Annotated in this window: 12 protein-coding genes; 8 read left to right on the top strand and 4 right to left on the bottom strand. The window is 56.0% G+C overall.

Going from position 1 to position 17,425, the window contains the following annotated elements; genetic code table 11:
- Positions 1 to 117: 117 nt before the first annotated feature.
- Positions 118 to 1,164, top strand: a complete 1,047-nt coding sequence (locus IGS16_RS03000) for a hemolysin family protein (RefSeq protein WP_297083246.1) — start codon at positions 118 to 120, stop codon at positions 1,162 to 1,164.
- A gap of 49 nt (positions 1,165 to 1,213) precedes the next feature.
- Entirely contained in the window at positions 1,214 to 2,080 is an 867-nt protein-coding gene (locus IGS16_RS02995; protein ID WP_297083244.1) for an RNA methyltransferase, read from the top strand.
- Between the two features lie 43 nt (positions 2,081 to 2,123).
- On the opposite strand, the gene IGS16_RS02990 is transcribed toward IGS16_RS02995, so the two are convergent.
- Positions 2,124 to 2,333: a hypothetical protein gene (locus IGS16_RS02990; protein ID WP_068509842.1), complete on the bottom strand. Its 210-nt coding sequence runs from the start codon at positions 2,331 to 2,333 to the stop codon at positions 2,124 to 2,126.
- Between the two features lie 1,194 nt (positions 2,334 to 3,527).
- Between IGS16_RS02990 and IGS16_RS02985 the strand changes: the two genes are divergently transcribed.
- On the top strand, positions 3,528 to 5,606 hold the full coding sequence (locus IGS16_RS02985) for a choice-of-anchor Q domain-containing protein (protein WP_297083241.1): 2,079 nt from the start codon (positions 3,528 to 3,530) through the stop codon (positions 5,604 to 5,606).
- A 281-nt stretch (positions 5,607 to 5,887) separates the two neighbouring features.
- The gene (locus tag IGS16_RS02980; RefSeq protein WP_297083239.1) at positions 5,888 to 8,017 is read left to right on the top strand and encodes a bluetail domain-containing putative surface protein; all 2,130 of its coding nucleotides are present in this window, start codon (positions 5,888 to 5,890) and stop codon (positions 8,015 to 8,017) included.
- A gap of 162 nt (positions 8,018 to 8,179) precedes the next feature.
- Here the strand turns inward: IGS16_RS02980 and IGS16_RS02975 are convergent, their stop codons facing one another.
- Positions 8,180 to 9,667, bottom strand: coding sequence for a hypothetical protein (locus tag IGS16_RS02975; RefSeq protein WP_297083238.1), 1,488 nt, complete (start codon positions 9,665 to 9,667; stop codon positions 8,180 to 8,182).
- Positions 9,668 to 10,187: 520 nt separating this feature from the next.
- Here IGS16_RS02975 and IGS16_RS02970 point away from each other — a divergent pair.
- The 3 genes from IGS16_RS02970 (at position 10,188) to IGS16_RS02960 (ending at position 14,248) form a co-directional block, all read left to right on the top strand.
- A complete protein-coding gene (locus IGS16_RS02970; protein ID WP_297083236.1) occupies positions 10,188 to 12,887 on the top strand; it encodes a C45 family autoproteolytic acyltransferase/hydolase in 2,700 nt (899 codons plus the stop codon).
- A gap of 232 nt (positions 12,888 to 13,119) precedes the next feature.
- Positions 13,120 to 13,650, top strand: a complete 531-nt coding sequence (locus IGS16_RS02965) for a hypothetical protein (RefSeq protein ID WP_297083234.1) — start codon at positions 13,120 to 13,122, stop codon at positions 13,648 to 13,650.
- Positions 13,651 to 13,876: 226 nt separating this feature from the next.
- A complete protein-coding gene (locus IGS16_RS02960; RefSeq protein WP_297083232.1) occupies positions 13,877 to 14,248 on the top strand; it encodes a phage holin family protein in 372 nt (123 codons plus the stop codon).
- Positions 14,249 to 14,274: 26 nt separating this feature from the next.
- Here the strand turns inward: IGS16_RS02960 and IGS16_RS02955 are convergent, their stop codons facing one another.
- Entirely contained in the window at positions 14,275 to 14,592 is a 318-nt protein-coding gene (locus tag IGS16_RS02955; RefSeq protein WP_297083230.1) for a TMEM14 family protein, read from the bottom strand.
- Positions 14,593 to 14,766: 174 nt separating this feature from the next.
- Entirely contained in the window at positions 14,767 to 15,081 is a 315-nt protein-coding gene (locus IGS16_RS02950) for a DUF4090 family protein (protein ID WP_297083228.1), read from the bottom strand.
- Positions 15,082 to 15,327: 246 nt separating this feature from the next.
- On the opposite strand from IGS16_RS02950, the gene IGS16_RS02945 reads away from it, so the two are divergent.
- Entirely contained in the window at positions 15,328 to 17,247 is a 1,920-nt protein-coding gene (locus tag IGS16_RS02945; RefSeq protein WP_297083226.1) for a CHASE4 domain-containing protein, read from the top strand.
- Positions 17,248 to 17,425 lie beyond the last annotated feature (178 nt).

The following is a 17,425-nucleotide window of genomic DNA, read 5'->3' as shown; positions in this document are numbered from 1 at the left end:
ACGCGCATCTCCGGCTTGCGGCATGTGGAAGGACTCCATTCATCTAAGACAATGGAGGGAATGCGCTAGGCTAGGTCGCAAGCCTGGGCACCTTCAACCCCGGTTAATCTTCTTGCCATGTTGCCGCTGCTGACTGTCACGCTGTTTGTCATTTGTGGTTCTGCGCTTTGCTCTTGCACCGAGGCAGCCCTGCTGTCGATGCCGATTCTTAAAGTGCGACAACTGGCGCAGTCTTCTAACCGGGCTTCTGCTAAGGCGCTGCTGGCGATTCGAGAGAAGATGAATCGGCCGATCGCCACGCTGGTGATTTTCAACAACCTGTTCAACATTCTGGGGAGCATCGTCATCGGCTCACTGGCTGCGTCTGTGCTGAACAGCGCAATGATTGGCATTTTTTCTGGCGTTTTAACGTTTCTGATCATTATTTTTGGGGAAATCTTGCCAAAAACTATTGGCGAACGCAATGCCGAGAGCATTTCCCTATTAGTAGCCATTCCGCTCACCTGGCTGACGCGCGTGTTTACGCCCGTGGTGGTGCTGTTGGAACAAGTGACAGCTCCGTTTGTCAGTGGCAACCATCGTCCCACGACCAATGAAGCGGAAATTCAGCTTTTGACCACCATTGGCCGCGACGAAGGCGTGATCGAAGACGACGAAGCCGAGATGATTCGCCGCGTGTTTGCGCTCAACGATGCCACAGCAGGCAAGCTGATGACCCCCCGCGTGGCGATTACGTATCTAGAAGGAGAGCAGACGCTCGAAGCCTGTAAGCCCGATATTATTGACTCGCAGCACAACCGTCTACTGGTGATCGGGGAGACGATTGACGAGGTGCTGGGGATTGCGCTGCGGCATGAACTGCTGACGGCGCTGATTGAGGGACAGGGCGATCGCCCTATTTCCTCCTTTGTTCGCAAAGCCTGGTTTGTGCCCACGAGCCTGCGGGCCGATCGCCTGCTGCGGTCATTTCAAACTAGCCGTGAACACTTGGCCGTGGTGGTCGATGAATATGGGGGTGTGGCGGGCGTGATTACGCTGGAAGATGTGCTGGAAGTGATTACGGGCGAAATCGTGGATGAAACCGATTACATCATCGACATGCAAGATGTGGCCCGTCGCCGCCGCGCCCGCATTTTGAATGAAAATCCCAGCCTGCTAGATTAATGAGCCGGTTATTAATGAGCCAATTATTAATGAGCCGACTACTGTTGCCGTGGAAAAGATCGTGAACCCTGGGCTGGAGCAGATTCGCATTGTGCTGGTGGAACCTGCTGGGCCGCTGAATGTAGGGGCGATCGCCCGCGTCATGAAAAACTTTGGGCTGCGGCAGTTGGTGTTGGTCAACCCCCAGTGCGACCCACTCAGCGCCGAAGCGCGGCTGCTGGCCGTCCACGCGGCCGACCTGCTGGAAGCTGCCCACCCGGTCGCAACGCTATCGGAAGCGCTGACGGGCTGCCAGCGAGCGGTTGCCACGACCGGGCGCGATCGCACCACGCTGCCGATTCGCCTGGAATCCCCCCAAGACTGCCTGCCCTGGCTGCGATCGCCCCTCTCTGACGGCACGCTGCCCACCGCCGCCCTCATCTTCGGCCGCGAAGACTCTGGCCTCACCAACGCCGAACTCAACCTGGCCCAGCGCTTCGTGCAAATTCCCACCAGCGAAGCCTATGCCTCTATGAACCTGGCCCAGGCCGTCGCCGTCTGCTGCTACGAACTGTCCATAGGTCGCCAGTCCGCAGTCCGCAGCCCGCAGGCAGGAGGTGGCGACGGAATCGACAAAGGAATTGATAAAGCAATCAATCCAGCAATCCACAAAGTCGCAGCAGGCGAGAGCAACCCCCACTCTGCAACTGCGCCGACTGCCTCCCTTGACACCCTGGAAGCCTACTTCAACCAGCTCGAAGCATTGCTGCTCGACATTGGCTACCTCTACCCGCACACCGCCGCCAGTCGCATGGAAAAATTTCGCCGCCTGTTTCTGCGGGCCCAGCTTTCAGAGCCAGAGGTGGCGATGCTGCGGGGCGTGCTAAGCCAGATGAAGTGGGCGATTGGGCAGGGGAGCGGTGAAGTCAGGGAATAAAGTTAGGGAGTCAGAGAAACGGGTTCTACGATTCCAACCCCTGTCACCCCGTCCCCCCGCTGCTCTGACCCTGATCCTTGTTGATGCAGCCAGGGCGCTTGGCATACTGACAGACGCGAGTCCACAGGGTGGCGCGAGTGCCCGGTGGGCCGGCAGAAAACAGGACGCGATCGCCCGTGATGCCGCCGGGGGCAATCTTGACCCCGCAGGCAGGACAAACTTTCAACCCAGATGATTCAGCAGACGCAGACATAGAAACGGCTCCTCATGCAAAGGGGAATAACTTACCTTTCAGCGCGACGGGCCTAATTTACTCAGGTCGATAGAAAACGTTAACTTTGGAGGTTGCTGCCTATCGGTAGCCGCTCTAGCGTAAAGATGTGCTGCGGTGTGTGCCATATCCGGAATAATTGACGAAGTGGCTGACAACAGTTGTCGCAGAAATGCAGGTGGCAATTAACAATGCTGAAAAATAAACATTTTCAGCGGTTTCACGGAATGTTTTAGGCATGGTGTGGGCTATTAATGAAAGCGTGGAATCAGATCGGGTGCCTCGTTCTAGCAGATCTGGTCATGTTCATTAGCCATTTTCTCTGTTAGGATTTTCCATCCATTCTTTTAATCAGGGTTTCTGAAAGATCGCTCACTGGACTTCTCTACCGTCCACTCTAGACTGCGTTTCTTAGTGATTGCTTGGGGTGTTAATTTACGCGGTCTACTCGCCTTCCTTATTCCTTATCCCCTAGTCCAGACTTTTGGGTGCTTTTTGATTCGTTTCTTGAATGCTTCTTGCATCGTAAAACAAGACGAAGTTCGTATCCCATTCCATATTTCGAGCAGTCAAGAATTCCCGTTTAATCGTGAGTTCTTGAATCATTACTCTGCGTCTGGGGCATCATCCAGAATTCCTGTCTCAGTATTTTCACGGCCATTTTTGCAGGATCTTTATTGAGTTGAGATTGAGTTGAGCAGGGCGATCGCCATTTCGTTTTATCGTGAACAAAATCCTGCGCTTTGCGTCTACCCAATGAACCCAGTCACGTTCTAAAGACCGATTTGGTGCAATTTAATTTCCTGAAATGAAATAACCGAATCTGGAATAATGAACGCTGCATTTTTGTTTGCAAAAGTGATGATTGATTCGTTCCTGTGTCAGCGACAAAAAGTTCAACATTAATACAGAATCTTCCTTCATCAAGGAAAACGATGGACAGGCAAATTGACCGTCTTCTTGCCTGCCTTCTGGATGAGCATGGATGTTCTGACAGAGTGAATCAAAGCCTGCATCATCCTCTCTCTTTTGCGTCTCCTGTCCTGGCTGATTGGTTTCCACACATATTCATGAATTTATCTGCTGAGCCTTTGCTTTGACATTCCTCAGGATGATTTCTAGCGTGTCAACCTCTGGTTGCACCCTTTCCAGCTAACCATCAGAAAGGAAACATTCATGTCTACAATCATCACGGTGACAACGACCGCTGACAGCGGCGCGGGATCTTTGCGGGCGGCGATCGCCCAGGCCACCAACGGAGCCACCATCCGCTTTGCCGCCAGCCTCCAGGGAAAGACCATCACCCTGACCAGCGGCCAACTCACCCTCAACCGCTCAATTACGATAGACGGCTCGGCCGCCCCTGGCATCACCCTCAGCGGCAACCGCAGCAGCCGTATCTTGCAGGTTGGGGACAACGCCAAAGTGACCCTGCGGGAGCTGACCCTAAGACACGGGCGGGCCACGGGCAACACCGAACAGTCGGGCGGCGGCGGCGCAATCTTGACCGGAAACAGTAGCGAGCTAACGGTGATCCGGTGCCGTTTCCAGGAAAACGCGGCCGGGTTTGGTGGGGCAATCTACACCGGATTTCGCGGGCGGACGCTCGTAGAGGGCAGCACGTTCATCGCCAATGACGGCACGCTCGCCCAAAATGAACGAGGCGGGGGGGCGATTGGCACCAAGAGCGGGGGCGTGCTGATCGTCCGCAATAGTCGATTCCTCCGCAATCGCGGCATCAACGGCGGCGCAATCAATAGCCTGCTGGGTGAGCTAACGGTTGAAAACTCAATCTTTCGTGGCAATGATTCCACGCCAGGCGCGTCTCAACGGGGTGTGAGTGGCTACGGCGGCGCAATCTATACTGACGGGGCCAATGCATCGGGCCCCAACAGCAGCTATGGCCCCATTGGCGGCCAAATCACGCTCCGCAACAGCCGCTTTGAAAACAATCGCGGTGCGGCCCAAGGCGGCGGACTGTTTCTCTTTGCCTACCCGCCCGATAAGGTGCTGATTGAAAACTGCGCGATCGTCGGTAATACCGTGATTCCCGGTGCTGATGGCGAGGCGCTGGGCGGCGGGCTGCGCCACGGCAACGCCGAACTGACCCTGCGAAACAGCACGCTAGCCAACAACACGGCTCAGGGGCAGGGTGGCGGACTGTGGATCGGCGAGTCGTCGCCGACGACCATCGTGAACACCACTTTTTCGGGCAACCGGGCCGACGATGGCAACGGTGGCGGGCTGGGCGGCGCAATCACCTTCGGCAACCGCACCACGTCTGCCACAACGCTGACCCATGTCACCGTTGCCTACAATCACGCCGGATTCCAGGGTGGCGCGTTTTGGATGGGCGACCAGTCCATTACGCTCAAAAACTCCATCGTTGCGTTCAATACTGCCAGCAATCCCTGGAAGACTCGCGTTCAAACCCGCAGACCGCTCATTGACGGCGGCGGCAATATCGAATTTCCAGGGCTGCAAAGTAAAGACGATCCGCGTGTTGTGGGCAACTCTCGCATCATCGACCCCAAGCTCGGTCCCCTCCAGGCAAACGGCGGATTGGGGCAGACCCACGCGCTGCTAGCCGGCAGCCCCGCCATCAACACAGGAACGGGCGCAGGCGCACCTCGGACAGACCAGCGGGGGCTGAGCCGGGATGCCCAGCCTGATGTCGGTGCGGTCGAGTTTGGTCGGGGGCTGCGGTGGGAAGGCAGCGCTGGGGATGATTGGCTGGTCGGCAGCATGGGGAGCGACACGCTGTTGGGCAATGGGGGCAACGATCTGCTGTGGGGCGGGGCAGGCAGCGACACGCTGACGGGCGGCGCGGGGGCGGATACGTTTGTCTATGTTGGCGCAACGCTGAAATCGGCTCTGGCTCACTCGCGGCTATCGAGCCTGGATCGGATTACGGATTTCAACCTTGCTGAGGGCGATCGCCTCCTGATCGAAGTCAACGGCGAATCGGTGTTGCCCAAGAACCTGTTCCATGCCGGAACCGTGCAGGGCAGCACGCTGAGGGGGGCGATCGCCGCTGCCTACGCCGACAAAAACCAGCAGCAGGCAGGCAAGCAAGCCCTAGCGATTGGTGAAGCGGTGCTGTTTTCCTGGGGCAGCCGCACGCTGCTCTCGATCAACGTAGAGGGCGCTGGCTTTGGTGCGGCCCAGGATGGCGTGATTGACGTGACGGGAATTGCGCTGTCGCCGCGCCAGCAGCGGGCGGGCGTGCTGCCCGTACAAACCGTTTTCACTTAGGTGAAAAAATCATGAACCTGTTGGAATGTTTCCTGAAGGAATTTTGGCGTTCCCGGAAAGTCGATCAGGGTCATGCGACTTCGTTCGGTTTTGTGTTTCCTCGACTCGGTTGCTTTTGTTCCGTGTGCATCTACTAGTCTCTCCAGCAAGCGTTTAATCACACGTTCTGTGTCTTGATTTCTGACGTGTTGATAGTCGCTTTATTTCCTGTGCATTTCTTGTGCATTTTCTGTGCATTTCTCCTGCATTTCCTACAGCTAACCATCAGATAGGGAACACTCATGTCCACGATCATTACGGTGACGACGACCGCCGACAGCGGTGCTGGATCATTGCGGGCGGCGATCGCCCAAGCCACCAGCGGCAGCACGATTCGCTTTGCCAGCAGCCTGGCCGGGCAAACTATTACCCTCACCAGCGGCCAGATCAATATTCCCGCAGGCAAAAATCTAACCATCGACGGCAGCACTGCGCCGGGGCTAAAAATTAGCGGCAACAACAAGTCACGCATTTTTAACCTGCAATCGACCTCGGTGCAGCCCACCAGTTTGTCGGTGAAAAATCTGACGCTGACCAATGGCTTCACCACCGAGCGCGGCGGGGCGATCGCCACGGAACACCAGGGCCGGCTGATGCTGGAAAACGTCGTCTTTACCAACAACGTCGCCAACAAGGGCGGCGGCGCAGTGTTCAGCGCCTTTGAAGGGTCGCTGACGGTGACGGGCAGCAAGTTCACGGGCAACAAGGCAACGGCGGGCAATGACGAACGGGGGGCAGGGGCGATCGCCTTTTGGGGGCCTGGCCCGCTGACGGTGAAAAACAGCGAGTTTGTCAACAACCAGGGCATCAACGGTGGCGCGATCAACAGTCTCAACGGCAAGCTCACCATCGAAAATTCCAAGTTCCTCAACAACAGCACCACGGCTGCTTTTTACGACACAGGCAAGCCCAACCCGTTTTTGCGGGGCTTTGGTGGGGCGATCTACACCGACCGCGCTAGTTCCACCAGCGAAGCGTCCGGCTTTATCCGCATTGTCAACAGCGTGTTTGAGGGCAACAAAGGCAAGGGCGAAGGCGGTGCAGCCTACCTCTACACGGGCAAGCAAGATAGCGTCACCATTACGGGCAGCCTGTTCAAAGACAACGCGGTGACGGCACTGCCCCAGGGCAACGGGGGCAACGGCGGGGCGATCGTGGTCATGAGCAACGATCTAAACCGGGGCTTGACGATCAGCAACACGGCGTTTGTCGGCAACAGCGCCACAGGTCAGGGCGGCGGCATCTGGACGATGAAGGCTCCTGCCACGATTACCAACAGCACCTTTTCTGGAAACTCGGTCACTGGGCGCGGCTCGAGCAATGTGGGCGGCGGCATGGCGCTCTACAACAACGCCACGATTGTCAATACCACGATCGCCCTCAATACCGCAGGCTGGGTCGGTGGCGGCGTTTCGGTGGCAGGCGGCAACACCGCCACGCTGAAAAACACCGTCTTTTTTAACAACACCGCAGCCAACGGCGGCAACACCTGGAATATCCAGCAGCAGAGCAGCGGCACGTTTTCCAACGGCGGCGGCAACCTGCAATTTTCCACCTTTGCGGGCGGTGCAAACAGCAGCAATCTGGTGTTTTCTGGCATTCGCATTGCCGACCCCAAGCTGGGCGGCTTGCAGCAGATGAGTGAAGGTTTTCTGCTGTTTCATCCGCTTCTGGAAGGCAGCGCTGCGATTAATGCAGGCGTTAGCTCCGGCGCACCCACGACAGACAAGCTAGGCCGCACCCGCGACAGCAAAATCGACATTGGCGCAGTGGAGTTTGGCGCAACAGGCACGCCGCTCGATCCGCCTACTGAAATCACGGGCACGGCGGCAAATGACATCCTGCTGGGCACTGCGGGGACAGACGTTCTGCGGGGCGAAGGCGGCAGCGACATCCTGCTGGGCAGAACGGGCGGCGATACGCTGGTCGGCGGCACAGGAGCCGATTGGTTTGTCTATAGCGCGGGGCGGCAGGGCAAGGCGTTCAAGCAATCGAGAATCACTGCGCCCGATCGCATTCTGGATTTCAATGTGCTGGAGGGCGATCGCCTCGTGTTCGACTTTGACAACAGCCTGACCACGCTGAACCGTCCCAAAGCGCTGTTCAACGCAGGCAGCCTCAAAGCGAAAACCCTGGAAGATGCCGTCAAGCTGGCCTACGCCGACAAAAATCAGCAGCGAGGCGGCCGTCAGGCGCTCAGGGCAAACGAAGCGGTGATGTTTCGGTGGAAGCGGGAGTTATACCTGGCCGCCAACAACGGCACCGCCAGCTTCAGCGCCAAGGATGACCTCGTAGTTAACCTCACGACCGCAACCCTCGCAGAGGGCCACGCCACCCTGGGCGCACTGCCTGTTGCCACCTACTTTGCCTGATCCCGGCTTGAGTCATCGTGAGGACGTTACTAAAACGACATTAAACGACACTAAAACGCTGCGCGATGGCACCTCCTCGCGCAGCGTTTTGTTGGGCAAACTTCGATATTGCCAGATTGCCAGACGTTTAATGACAGCGCTTCTGAAGTAAGGCCAGAAGGTTTAGTAAGGCGAGAATGTGTAGACCAGTCCCAGCGTTGCGCCCACGTCGAAGCTGTCAAACAGCCCAACGTTGATGCCCGTCGTCAGCGCCAGAGAAGACGTGAGGGGGATATCGAAACCGCCCGTCACCAGCAGGTCTACCTCGCTGTCGTCGCCAAAGGAGAAGGCAAGCCCTGCCCCAACGTAGGGAGCCAGCGTTGCGTATCCCGTCCGAATGGGTTCTAGGTCAAAGGTAACAGGCAGCAACACTTCTACGTCGTCTTCAATTAGCAGCCCTGGACGAATCGACAGCGTGCGGCCCAGGGCAAACTTGCTCAGGATGGCGAAGCTGGTGTTGCCCAGCGCAGAGTCGCCGCCGATGCCCAGGTTTGCCCCAGCGCCAATGAAGCTGGGGTTGACGCGGGATCTGCGGCCAAGCGCATCAGCCGTGCCGCCGACCGCATCTTGCACATCGGCGATCGTGGGACGACGCACCACAGCCCGACGAGCGCTAAAGGTGTAGCCCAGGCCCAGCAGGATACCAAAGTCTACTTCATCGCCGAAGGGTGCAAGGTTGGCGGATGCCGTCGCCACCAGCGAACTATTGATCGGAAAATCTAGCCCGCCCGTTAGCAGGAAGTCCACGTTGTTGTCATCGCCTGTGGAAAACGTGAGGCCAAGACCCGCAAAGGGCGCAATGCCCGCGCCTGGCCCGGCAATGCCAAAGTCGTAGGTAACAGGAACGAGAACGCTCACATCGTCTTCGATCAGCAGGCTAGGACGCAGGGAGAGGTAGGGATTGAGGGCAATTTTGCTGAGGACGGCAAAGCTGGTGTCGCCGATGGCGGCATCGCCCGCAATGCCCAGGTTGACCCCTACACCGATGTAGCTGAAGACATAGCGGACTTCGCGGGGGCCCGTTTGAGCAATTTCGATGGGGGCGGGAACTGAGAAGCCGGGATCGGATAGGTCTGGATCAAGCTCTACATCGGTATTGGCGATCGCCCGATTGGTGGGCATCGGTTCCAGATCTGCGGCAGTGCCCGTCGGAACCTCAATTTCGGCAGCTTCGATTTCAGCAGACTCGACTTCGGCGCTCTCGACTAGGGGAGTGACAGGTGCAGTAGTGAATTCGGTAATCGGTTCGGCAACAAGTCCTTCTTCTGGAGTAACTCCGCTTGCGGGTGCAGGAGAAACAGTCGTTTCAGTCCCAACTTCGACGGATTCCAGCCATTCGCCAGGCAGATTTTCGGCATCCAGCGAGCGATCAGGAGTAGTTGAAAGTGCGGGAGTCATGCTATCAACCGGGGCGGCTGACTCAGCAGCGATCGCCCGAATGCCAGATTTACTGATCGATTCTGCGGCAACTGACTCTGTAGTGGTCGGTTCTACGGCGATCGCGGCTGCGGCGACGGCCGCCTGTCCACCCACAATGACCGTAGACACTAGCACACTGCACGACAGCAATAGGCGCTGCCATCGACGGGTAGATTGCAGATCGGGTTGCATATACTCACTCCTCAAAAGACTTTCCTCAACACTGGATGCGATCGCCGCACGACTCAAAGGCGCATTGGCAGGTAAACCAGCGGGAATCTACTAATGGCAATAAACCACACCATGAATTGTGAAAGAAATACACCTGAAGTCAGGAAGTATTGCAAAGAATGGCTCAGCCTTGCGATAGAAATAGCCGGAGGTCAGTAGAAATAGCCGGAGGTCAGCCAACTTGCGCCTCTTTTTGGGCTGCTGCTTTCAAGCATCGCTTTTTCGCAGAATTTTACAAGGTGATACATATCTTCGCCAGATGTGCTCGATACTTTACTGACAATTTCACTTACACTACGGATGTTTTGACGAGCAATTCTCAAGGGCGATGCTCGCATGGAGATAGACCCTTTTGAGGATTACGTTTAGGAATTTGGTTTAAGAATTGAGAGCCAAAATCGACTGACCCAGGTCGCAAATTTCAAGTTCAAAGGTCTGCATTTGAATTCTTAATTGAGTCGATTGAGAGATTGAGATACTTATGGGGTATAACTTTCGTGGTTTTCGAGGGGTGAGAGAAGGGGCGATCGCCCAATTCTTGCTATCGCGACGAGGGTTTCAACGTTCTTCTCTAAGGCTGGGCATCGGGCTGGGCGTGGGGCTGCTGCTGAGCCTGTTGCTCAACCTGCTGATGATTCATCGCGTCAGCGCTGCCCAAACGGTAATTCTCCAGTTTCGGGATCAGCGGCTCTCGGTTCCCTATGGCGAACTGGCAACCTTTGCCGCGCAGAAAACCCTCTCAGAACCCACCCAGGCATTTTTGACTGCCGCAGAGATCGAACCGGAAGCGATGCACCGCTGGCTCACGCAGGCGATCGCCCTTCCCAATCTGGATGCATTGCCGGAGCGCCAATTTATCTTTCTCCAGGTCAACAAAACCGTGGGCGATCCCCTCGGCAGTGAACGGCTTGGCGATGTGGAAACGGCCTTTCGTCGTGCCCTCCGAGATGACGGCACGTTTTCTGTGCTGGAACTGCTGCAACAGTATCCCCAACCCACCGTGCGGCTGGAAGTGGGACGACTGGAACAAGCCTATACGGATGTAGAACTGGTGGTGAATCGGCTGCTGCCTGTGCTGCGGACGGTGCAAACGCTGCTGCCAGAATTGGTGTGTGATTGCACGGCAACGCTTGAAGCTACTCGTCTCAATGTCCAGCCCGGTGAGCAGGCTCAAACGGCTGCGGCTGGCTGGATCGAAACGGCTGCGGCGATCGCCCCCGCCCCGCATTCGCCCCCCATTGAGCCGTCTTCCCAAACGGCTGCCCTCTCTGGGGCAATTACCAGCACAAAGACCAGCCTGATTGCAAACACAGACATTTTTTCCGACATCAGTGCCAGCCCAAAACAGGCCGCCAGCGCCCAGGCTGTGCCCCCGCTACCAGACTTTGCCAATCGACGACTGGTGATTGCCCTGGGCCCGCTGCGCCCTTCTATCAGCATTGGCGAACTGACTACCTTTGCCGAAACGGGCTATCTTTCTCCGGGCTGGCGATCGATGCTGCGGGTTGCCAAAATTGCGCCTGATCAGTTTCAGGAGGCTTTGAACGACTCCATTAAAGCCGACGCGATTAACTTAGATGAAGACCTGAATTCCCTGCTGGGGGAATACGCGCTGTTTAAGATTGGCGAGGTGCTTCAAACTCCCTCCAATCGCGCAAATATCCAGGCGCTGCGGTCTACGCTGGTGCTGTCTGCAGCAGGCGACGGGCAGTTCACCCTGCTGGAACTATTGCAGCGCTATCCGACCTCGCAAATTGTGCTGAACGGGTCGCGGTTGATTCGTCTGGGGCAACTGGTCAATCGTGCTCCTTCGACGGCCAACGGGGCGATCGCCTTCGAGTCCTGGTTGCTGAATCTGCAAGCCTCCGCCGCCGAAACCATCTGCGATTGCAATACGCTCGCCTCAGCCCAGCTTGTTCCTGAAGTGGCGATCGCCCCCGAAAAAGTCGCCGAATTCTTGCCCGCCAACTGGCAGCCCGTCCCCGCCCACCGGGAAGAGCGCGGCTTAATCAAAATCGTCTGGCTGGCAGGAACTCCCTACGACATGGGCTATCAGCACGGCACCCTACTCCACGACGAAATCGCCAGCATTGGGGAGCGGCCGCTGCGGATTGCTCGGCTGGCCGGTGTAGGTCTGGGACTAGGGCGACTGGCCAAAAACCGAGCCTTTCCAGAACTACTGGAAGAATGTCGGGGCATGGCCGATGCGGCCAGCGATATCGGCATGGATACGGACGTTTGCATGATGATGTCCTATGCCGATGTGTTTCAAGAAATTCTCGGCTACACGCTGCCGCGAGAACTGTTTTGGGAAGGCTGTAACCAATTTGTGGCAACCAACGCCGCCACAAAAGACGGCTACCTCTATCACGGCAGCAGCGTTGACAACGATAAGAAACCCGTCGATTACGTTGTCTACAATCCCATCCTATTTATCCGACAGCCTCTTGAGGGACTGCCCCATGTGTTTGTTACCTATCCCGGCGTGATCTGGCCCAACTCTGGGGTGAATGTAGCAGGCATTTCGCTGGGGCTGGATACGGCCCACGCGGCGGATATTACTGAACTGTCGCGGGAAGGGCGCAGCAATGTGCAAATCATGGGGCAAATCTTGAAAACGGCCACTAGCTTTGCCGAAGCCCACAGCCTTATGGAAACCCAGCCTCGTGTGCGGGGCAACATCATCATGATTACCGACGGCAAGTCGCGAGAGGCGGGCGTGTTTGAGTTTACAGGGCGGCATCTGGGCGTGCGCCCCCTCCAGGACAATGGCGTGCTTTACGCAACCAATCATTTTGTCCTGCCGGAAATGTTTGAGCGGCAGCCTTTGCCAATCGATCTCTCTAGTGATCGTCGTTTTAGGCGGCTGGGACAGCTTTTGGAGCCAGATGGCATCAGCTCTCGCTACGGCGAAATCGACCCGACGGTGGTAGCAGAAATTTTGCGCGATCGCACTCATCCCGACACGATGGAAGTCAGCCCCTTCGACCTGTTTGACGATGATGCCAGTCCCGGCGGCAACGGCGCATTGCGACAGGCCATCTTCGACCCCATGCGGCTCAAGGTGTGGATCGCGGCGGGTGACCCGCCAGTGCCCCAAAATCCGTTTCGCTGTTTTGCCGTTGGGCAACTGCTGGGATTTCCCGACGCGGCAGGCTGCAACGCACCGAGCATCCCGTAGATGGGAGCCTTGCCAGCGGCTTTGCGCTGCCTAAAAAATTGCAACCGCGAATGTACGCAGGAAACCTACACAAAAAGCGAGGTTTTCCAGTATCCTGCTGTAATGCATACGGAAATTACTGAGATTTTTTGAAAGCTCTTTCCGGCGTGGTTGGATTGGTTCTCAGAAAACGGGTTGTTTTACAAAGCTGTTTTCTGGAGCGCAGCTAGAGGAAACGTTTGAGGAAACAACTATGGTGCAACAATATTTCTCAGAAGAGGAGTGGGCTGTTTTAACGCAAGCGCCTATGCAGGCAATTATTGCGCTGACGCTGGCCGACAAGACCGATCCCGTCTCTTTTATGAAAGAAGTGCAGGCGGGTGTTCAGACTCTCGCTGCTGAGCAACAGCGTCAGGATCTGCCGCCCGATGGGCTGGTCAATTCAGTGGTCTCAGCACTCAACGAATTGGATCTGGCCGACGGCACTCCGGCTGATTCGCTACTGCTGAAGAAGGAGTTTCAAATTCTCCGCTATATTCGTGATTTGAAAAACGCATCTGATGGTCGAAATGCGGCGATCGCCCACTTTGATAAAGTCAAGTCGGTGCTGGCGGCAAAGGTAACGGGGGTGCAGGCCAATGAGTATAAAAGCTGGCTATTGGCGATCGCCAAGAAGGTTGCCGAAGCTGTGAAAGAAGGCGGTTTTTTGGGGATTGGCGGCGAGAAGATTAGCGAAGCCGAAGCCTCGGTTCTCCGCAAGCTCGAAGATGCCTTGACACCCTAGTTTAGGCTTGGTTTACCATCAGTTTTGGTGCTAATCATCAGTGCAAAGGTCTGACGGTTTCAACTGAGAAAACGGCTCCTTTCGCAGTGCTTTAGGGACTTAAGAATAGAAAGACTGCTCCTTTTAACCGGGCGAGATCGTTTTAACGTTGATTGCATGAATCGTCCTAACCTGTTGTTTGATCTCTCTGATTGATTTTTAAGTAGTTAACTTTGGAGGAGTGACTATGATTGGACTTTTAATTTCGATTTTGGTGCTGGCAATTAGCCTGCTGATTATTTCTAAACTGCCCCTAGGAATTGACATCGACAATCCCGGTGCAGCCCTGTTTGCGGGTGCCATTATTGGTTTGCTGAATGGCATTTGGTACGCCTTTCCGCAGTTTATTCGCACTGCGTCTTGGCTGTTTACCCTGGGCATTGTGCCGCTGCTGGGTTCGGTGATTGTGTTTGGTCTGGCGGCCCTGCTGACTCAGGGCTTCCGACTGCGCTGGGGCATCGGTAGCGCCATTCTGGGGGCGATCGCCCTGGCCATCGTTAGCTCGATTTTGAACTCTATCCTGGCGGCAACAGGCCTGCTGCCTGCGGGTACGGTGTAGGCTGAATTGTTCGGTTCCAGACCGTTTCAAGACGCGATAAAACCCATCACAAACAGCGATGCCAGTCCTGCCACGATCATCAGCAGGGCTGGCATTGGCTTTCGGGTTTTAATCCAGCGCATAATAAAAACGACCACCAGTGCCCCAGTGATCAGCGCGGCCAAACCCCGCGCCCAGGGTATGCCCGCCGCCTGCAAGATTCCTGACAAAAGGAGCAGCACACCACTGATGCCACCGGAGAGAAGCGAGGCCTGGCTGCCTGCCTGTCGATAGCCAAGGATGCCGCCAACCAGCGACAGTAAGCCATAGGCGATCGCCGCAATTGCGCTGGGAGTAAGCACCATTGGGAAAAATTCATGTCTAAAAAACTCTGGCGAGCAATAAGCAACTGGCGATCGCACGCTCCCCAGCTCGATCTCCAACTGCTTACTGCCTGTCTAACAGTATTACAGCGTTTGGTGACAAATCCCTGCGCTCTGTAACGCTTGTTTATTACGATTTACCACTACGATTGCCGCCTATTTGCCGCCGTAGAAGAAGGCAATTTCCTTATCCTTGAGCGGGGCAAAGTCGGCCGCAATCAGCATCTGATTTAGCTCTTCTTGAGGAATGTGCTTCGCGCCGATGCGGACAATGCGCGATCGCATAGTATTGCTTACGCCGCTGCGCTGCCGCCCCGCCTCCAGCGCCATCACCCGACTGTAGAGGTCTAGTTTGGCTTGGGGAATGGGCGACCCGTCAAAATCAATGCCACGGGCGATCGCCTCGTCCACCGCGTCAGCCCCCGCACTAGCATTAGTAGGCATCTCTGTCGGTGTTTCTGAATTAGACATTTCCGGGCTAGCCATAGAAAAGGGTGTAGTTTTAGTTATCTGCGAGCATTTTATCAACCGATGTCGCCCACTCTTGACCGGCTGGGCACTCTGAGCTTAAAGAACTTAAGGAACGACGGCAACACCTTGGGCAGTGCTGTGTTCCAGCCTCTAGCTTTGTCCTGCCGTGAGTTCGAGTCTTCTTAATTCAGTTTCCCAGAGTGTTTAGAAATCTTGCTCCGCCGTTTCTCAAGCCGCACTTTATTCATGCGAGTTCCGCTTCCAGTTAGCATATTTCTGACTCTCGGAGGAATAACCACCCTACTGTTTGTCGGCTCATCGACGATTTTGCTCAACAGCGCCCGTCAGGTCGAAAGGCTGACCCTCACAAGAAACTTGGATCAGGTTGAGCAAGCGCTTCAAAATCAGCTCAACATCCTGGGCAATGCCGCAACAGACTACGCAACCTGGGACGATACCTACGCCTATGCCCAGGGTCAAAAGCCAGACTATACCAGCAATTCGATTGGTGAGGTCACCTTCACAGCGACCCAGGCAGACTGGATGGCGATCGCCCGCGACTCCCAAACCCTGCTCTATAGCGCTGCCTACGACTATTCCAATGGACAAATCAACAGCCCCGCCGACGAGGTCTTTCAGGATGCGCTGATTGCGCTGCCCAAACTACTCCAGGTGGGACAAGAGCCGTCAAATCCTCAGGGCGTAGTGCTCATTTCTGGACGGCTAACGCTGCTTGTCAGCCGTCCTATCCTAAGAAGCAACGGTAGCGGCCCCGTTGTCGGCAGCTTCATTTTTGGACAAACGCTGGATGCCGACAAGCTTGCCAAGCTAGCCGAATCGACTCAACTGTCGCTATCGTTGCATCCACTCACAGCCCTACCCTCTGCGAACCATCAGCAAGCCTTGGCTCAGCTAAAGACAGGGCAACCGCAGGTAATCATCCCGCTTACAACTCAGGCGATCGCCGCTTACCGCCTCATCTATGACTTGCACCACCGTCCGGTCATGCTGCTGCGGATCGACGCGCCCCGCCCTGTCTATCAGCAGATGTTGCTGGGTCTGCGCTACTTGGGTTTGTCGCTGATGGGCGCAGGGGCCGTGTCGGGGCTAATTATCTGGCGGCTGCTAGAGCGATCGCTCCGATACCTACGAGAGCGCGATCGCATCCAGCAAGCCCTCCAGCAAGAAGCCACCCTGCGTCAGTCGGAACTGCGCTACCGCGAAAAAGCTGAAGAACTTGAACTCACCCTCCAGGAACTTCGCAAAACCCAGTCCCAACTGCTCCACAGTGAAAAAATGTCCAGCTTGGGGCAACTCGTCGCAGGCATCGCCCACGAAATCAACAACCCCATCGGCTTTATCTATGGCAACATCACCCACGCCCGCCAATATGCCTATGCCCTGCTCGACCTGATCGCCCTCTATCAGCAGCATATTCCCCACCTTCCCCAACCTGTCCAGGAGGCGCAAGCCAGCCTAGACTTGCCATTCATCACTGCCGATCTGCCTAAACTGCTCAACTCCATGCAGGTCGGAGCCGAGCGCATCCGCACCATCGTCCTCTCGCTCCGCACCTTTTCCCACATGGACGAAGCAGGACTGAAGCGAGTCGAAATTCACCACGGCATCGATAGCACGCTGCTGATCTTGCAGCATCGGTTCCAGACTTCTGCCCGTGGCTCTGTCATTCAAGTCACGACCAACTACGGCGATCTGCCTCCTGTAGAGTGCTATCCCAGCCAAATCAACCAGGTGGTTCTGAACATCCTCAACAATGCCATCGATGCCCTTCAGACTCCTCACATTCCCAGTGGATTTTTGGCAGCTTCCTCCCCTCCCCTAATCCATATTCAGACTCGATATCTGGAGAACGGGGAGGGCAAAGGAGGCAAAGCGGTTCAGGAGGGAAGCACTGATGGACAGATCCAAATCCGCATCGCCAACAACGGCCCCCCAATCCCCGAAGATCTCCAATCCCGCCTGTTCGATCCCTTCTTCACCACCAAGCCCGTCGGCCAGGGCACGGGCCTCGGACTCACCATGTGCTACCAGATCATCGTCGAAACCCACCACGGTATCCTCCGCTGCAATTCTGCCCCAGGACACCACACTGAATTCATCATTCAAATTCCTGTATCCCAGACAACCAAACGGTTTAAGGCATAAAGAAAATCTTTGATGAACTGCCCTTTCTGAAAAACTTGTCTACTCTGATAAAGAGCAGACAGTCCCAAAAATCTATTAAAGCCTTGGGGTCGTGTAGGCTTTGCCTGCATCCGTCCTCTGTGAAGCGCTTTGGAATTTGGTTCGGCGTTGTCCAGCAGTAAGCAAGTAGGCAGAATCT

Origin of the sequence: Thermoleptolyngbya sp. C42_A2020_037 (assembly GCF_015272455.1) — a bacterium.
GTDB lineage: Bacteria > Cyanobacteriota > Cyanobacteriia > Elainellales > Elainellaceae > Thermoleptolyngbya.
This window is presented reverse-complemented; position numbering and strand designations above follow the sequence as displayed.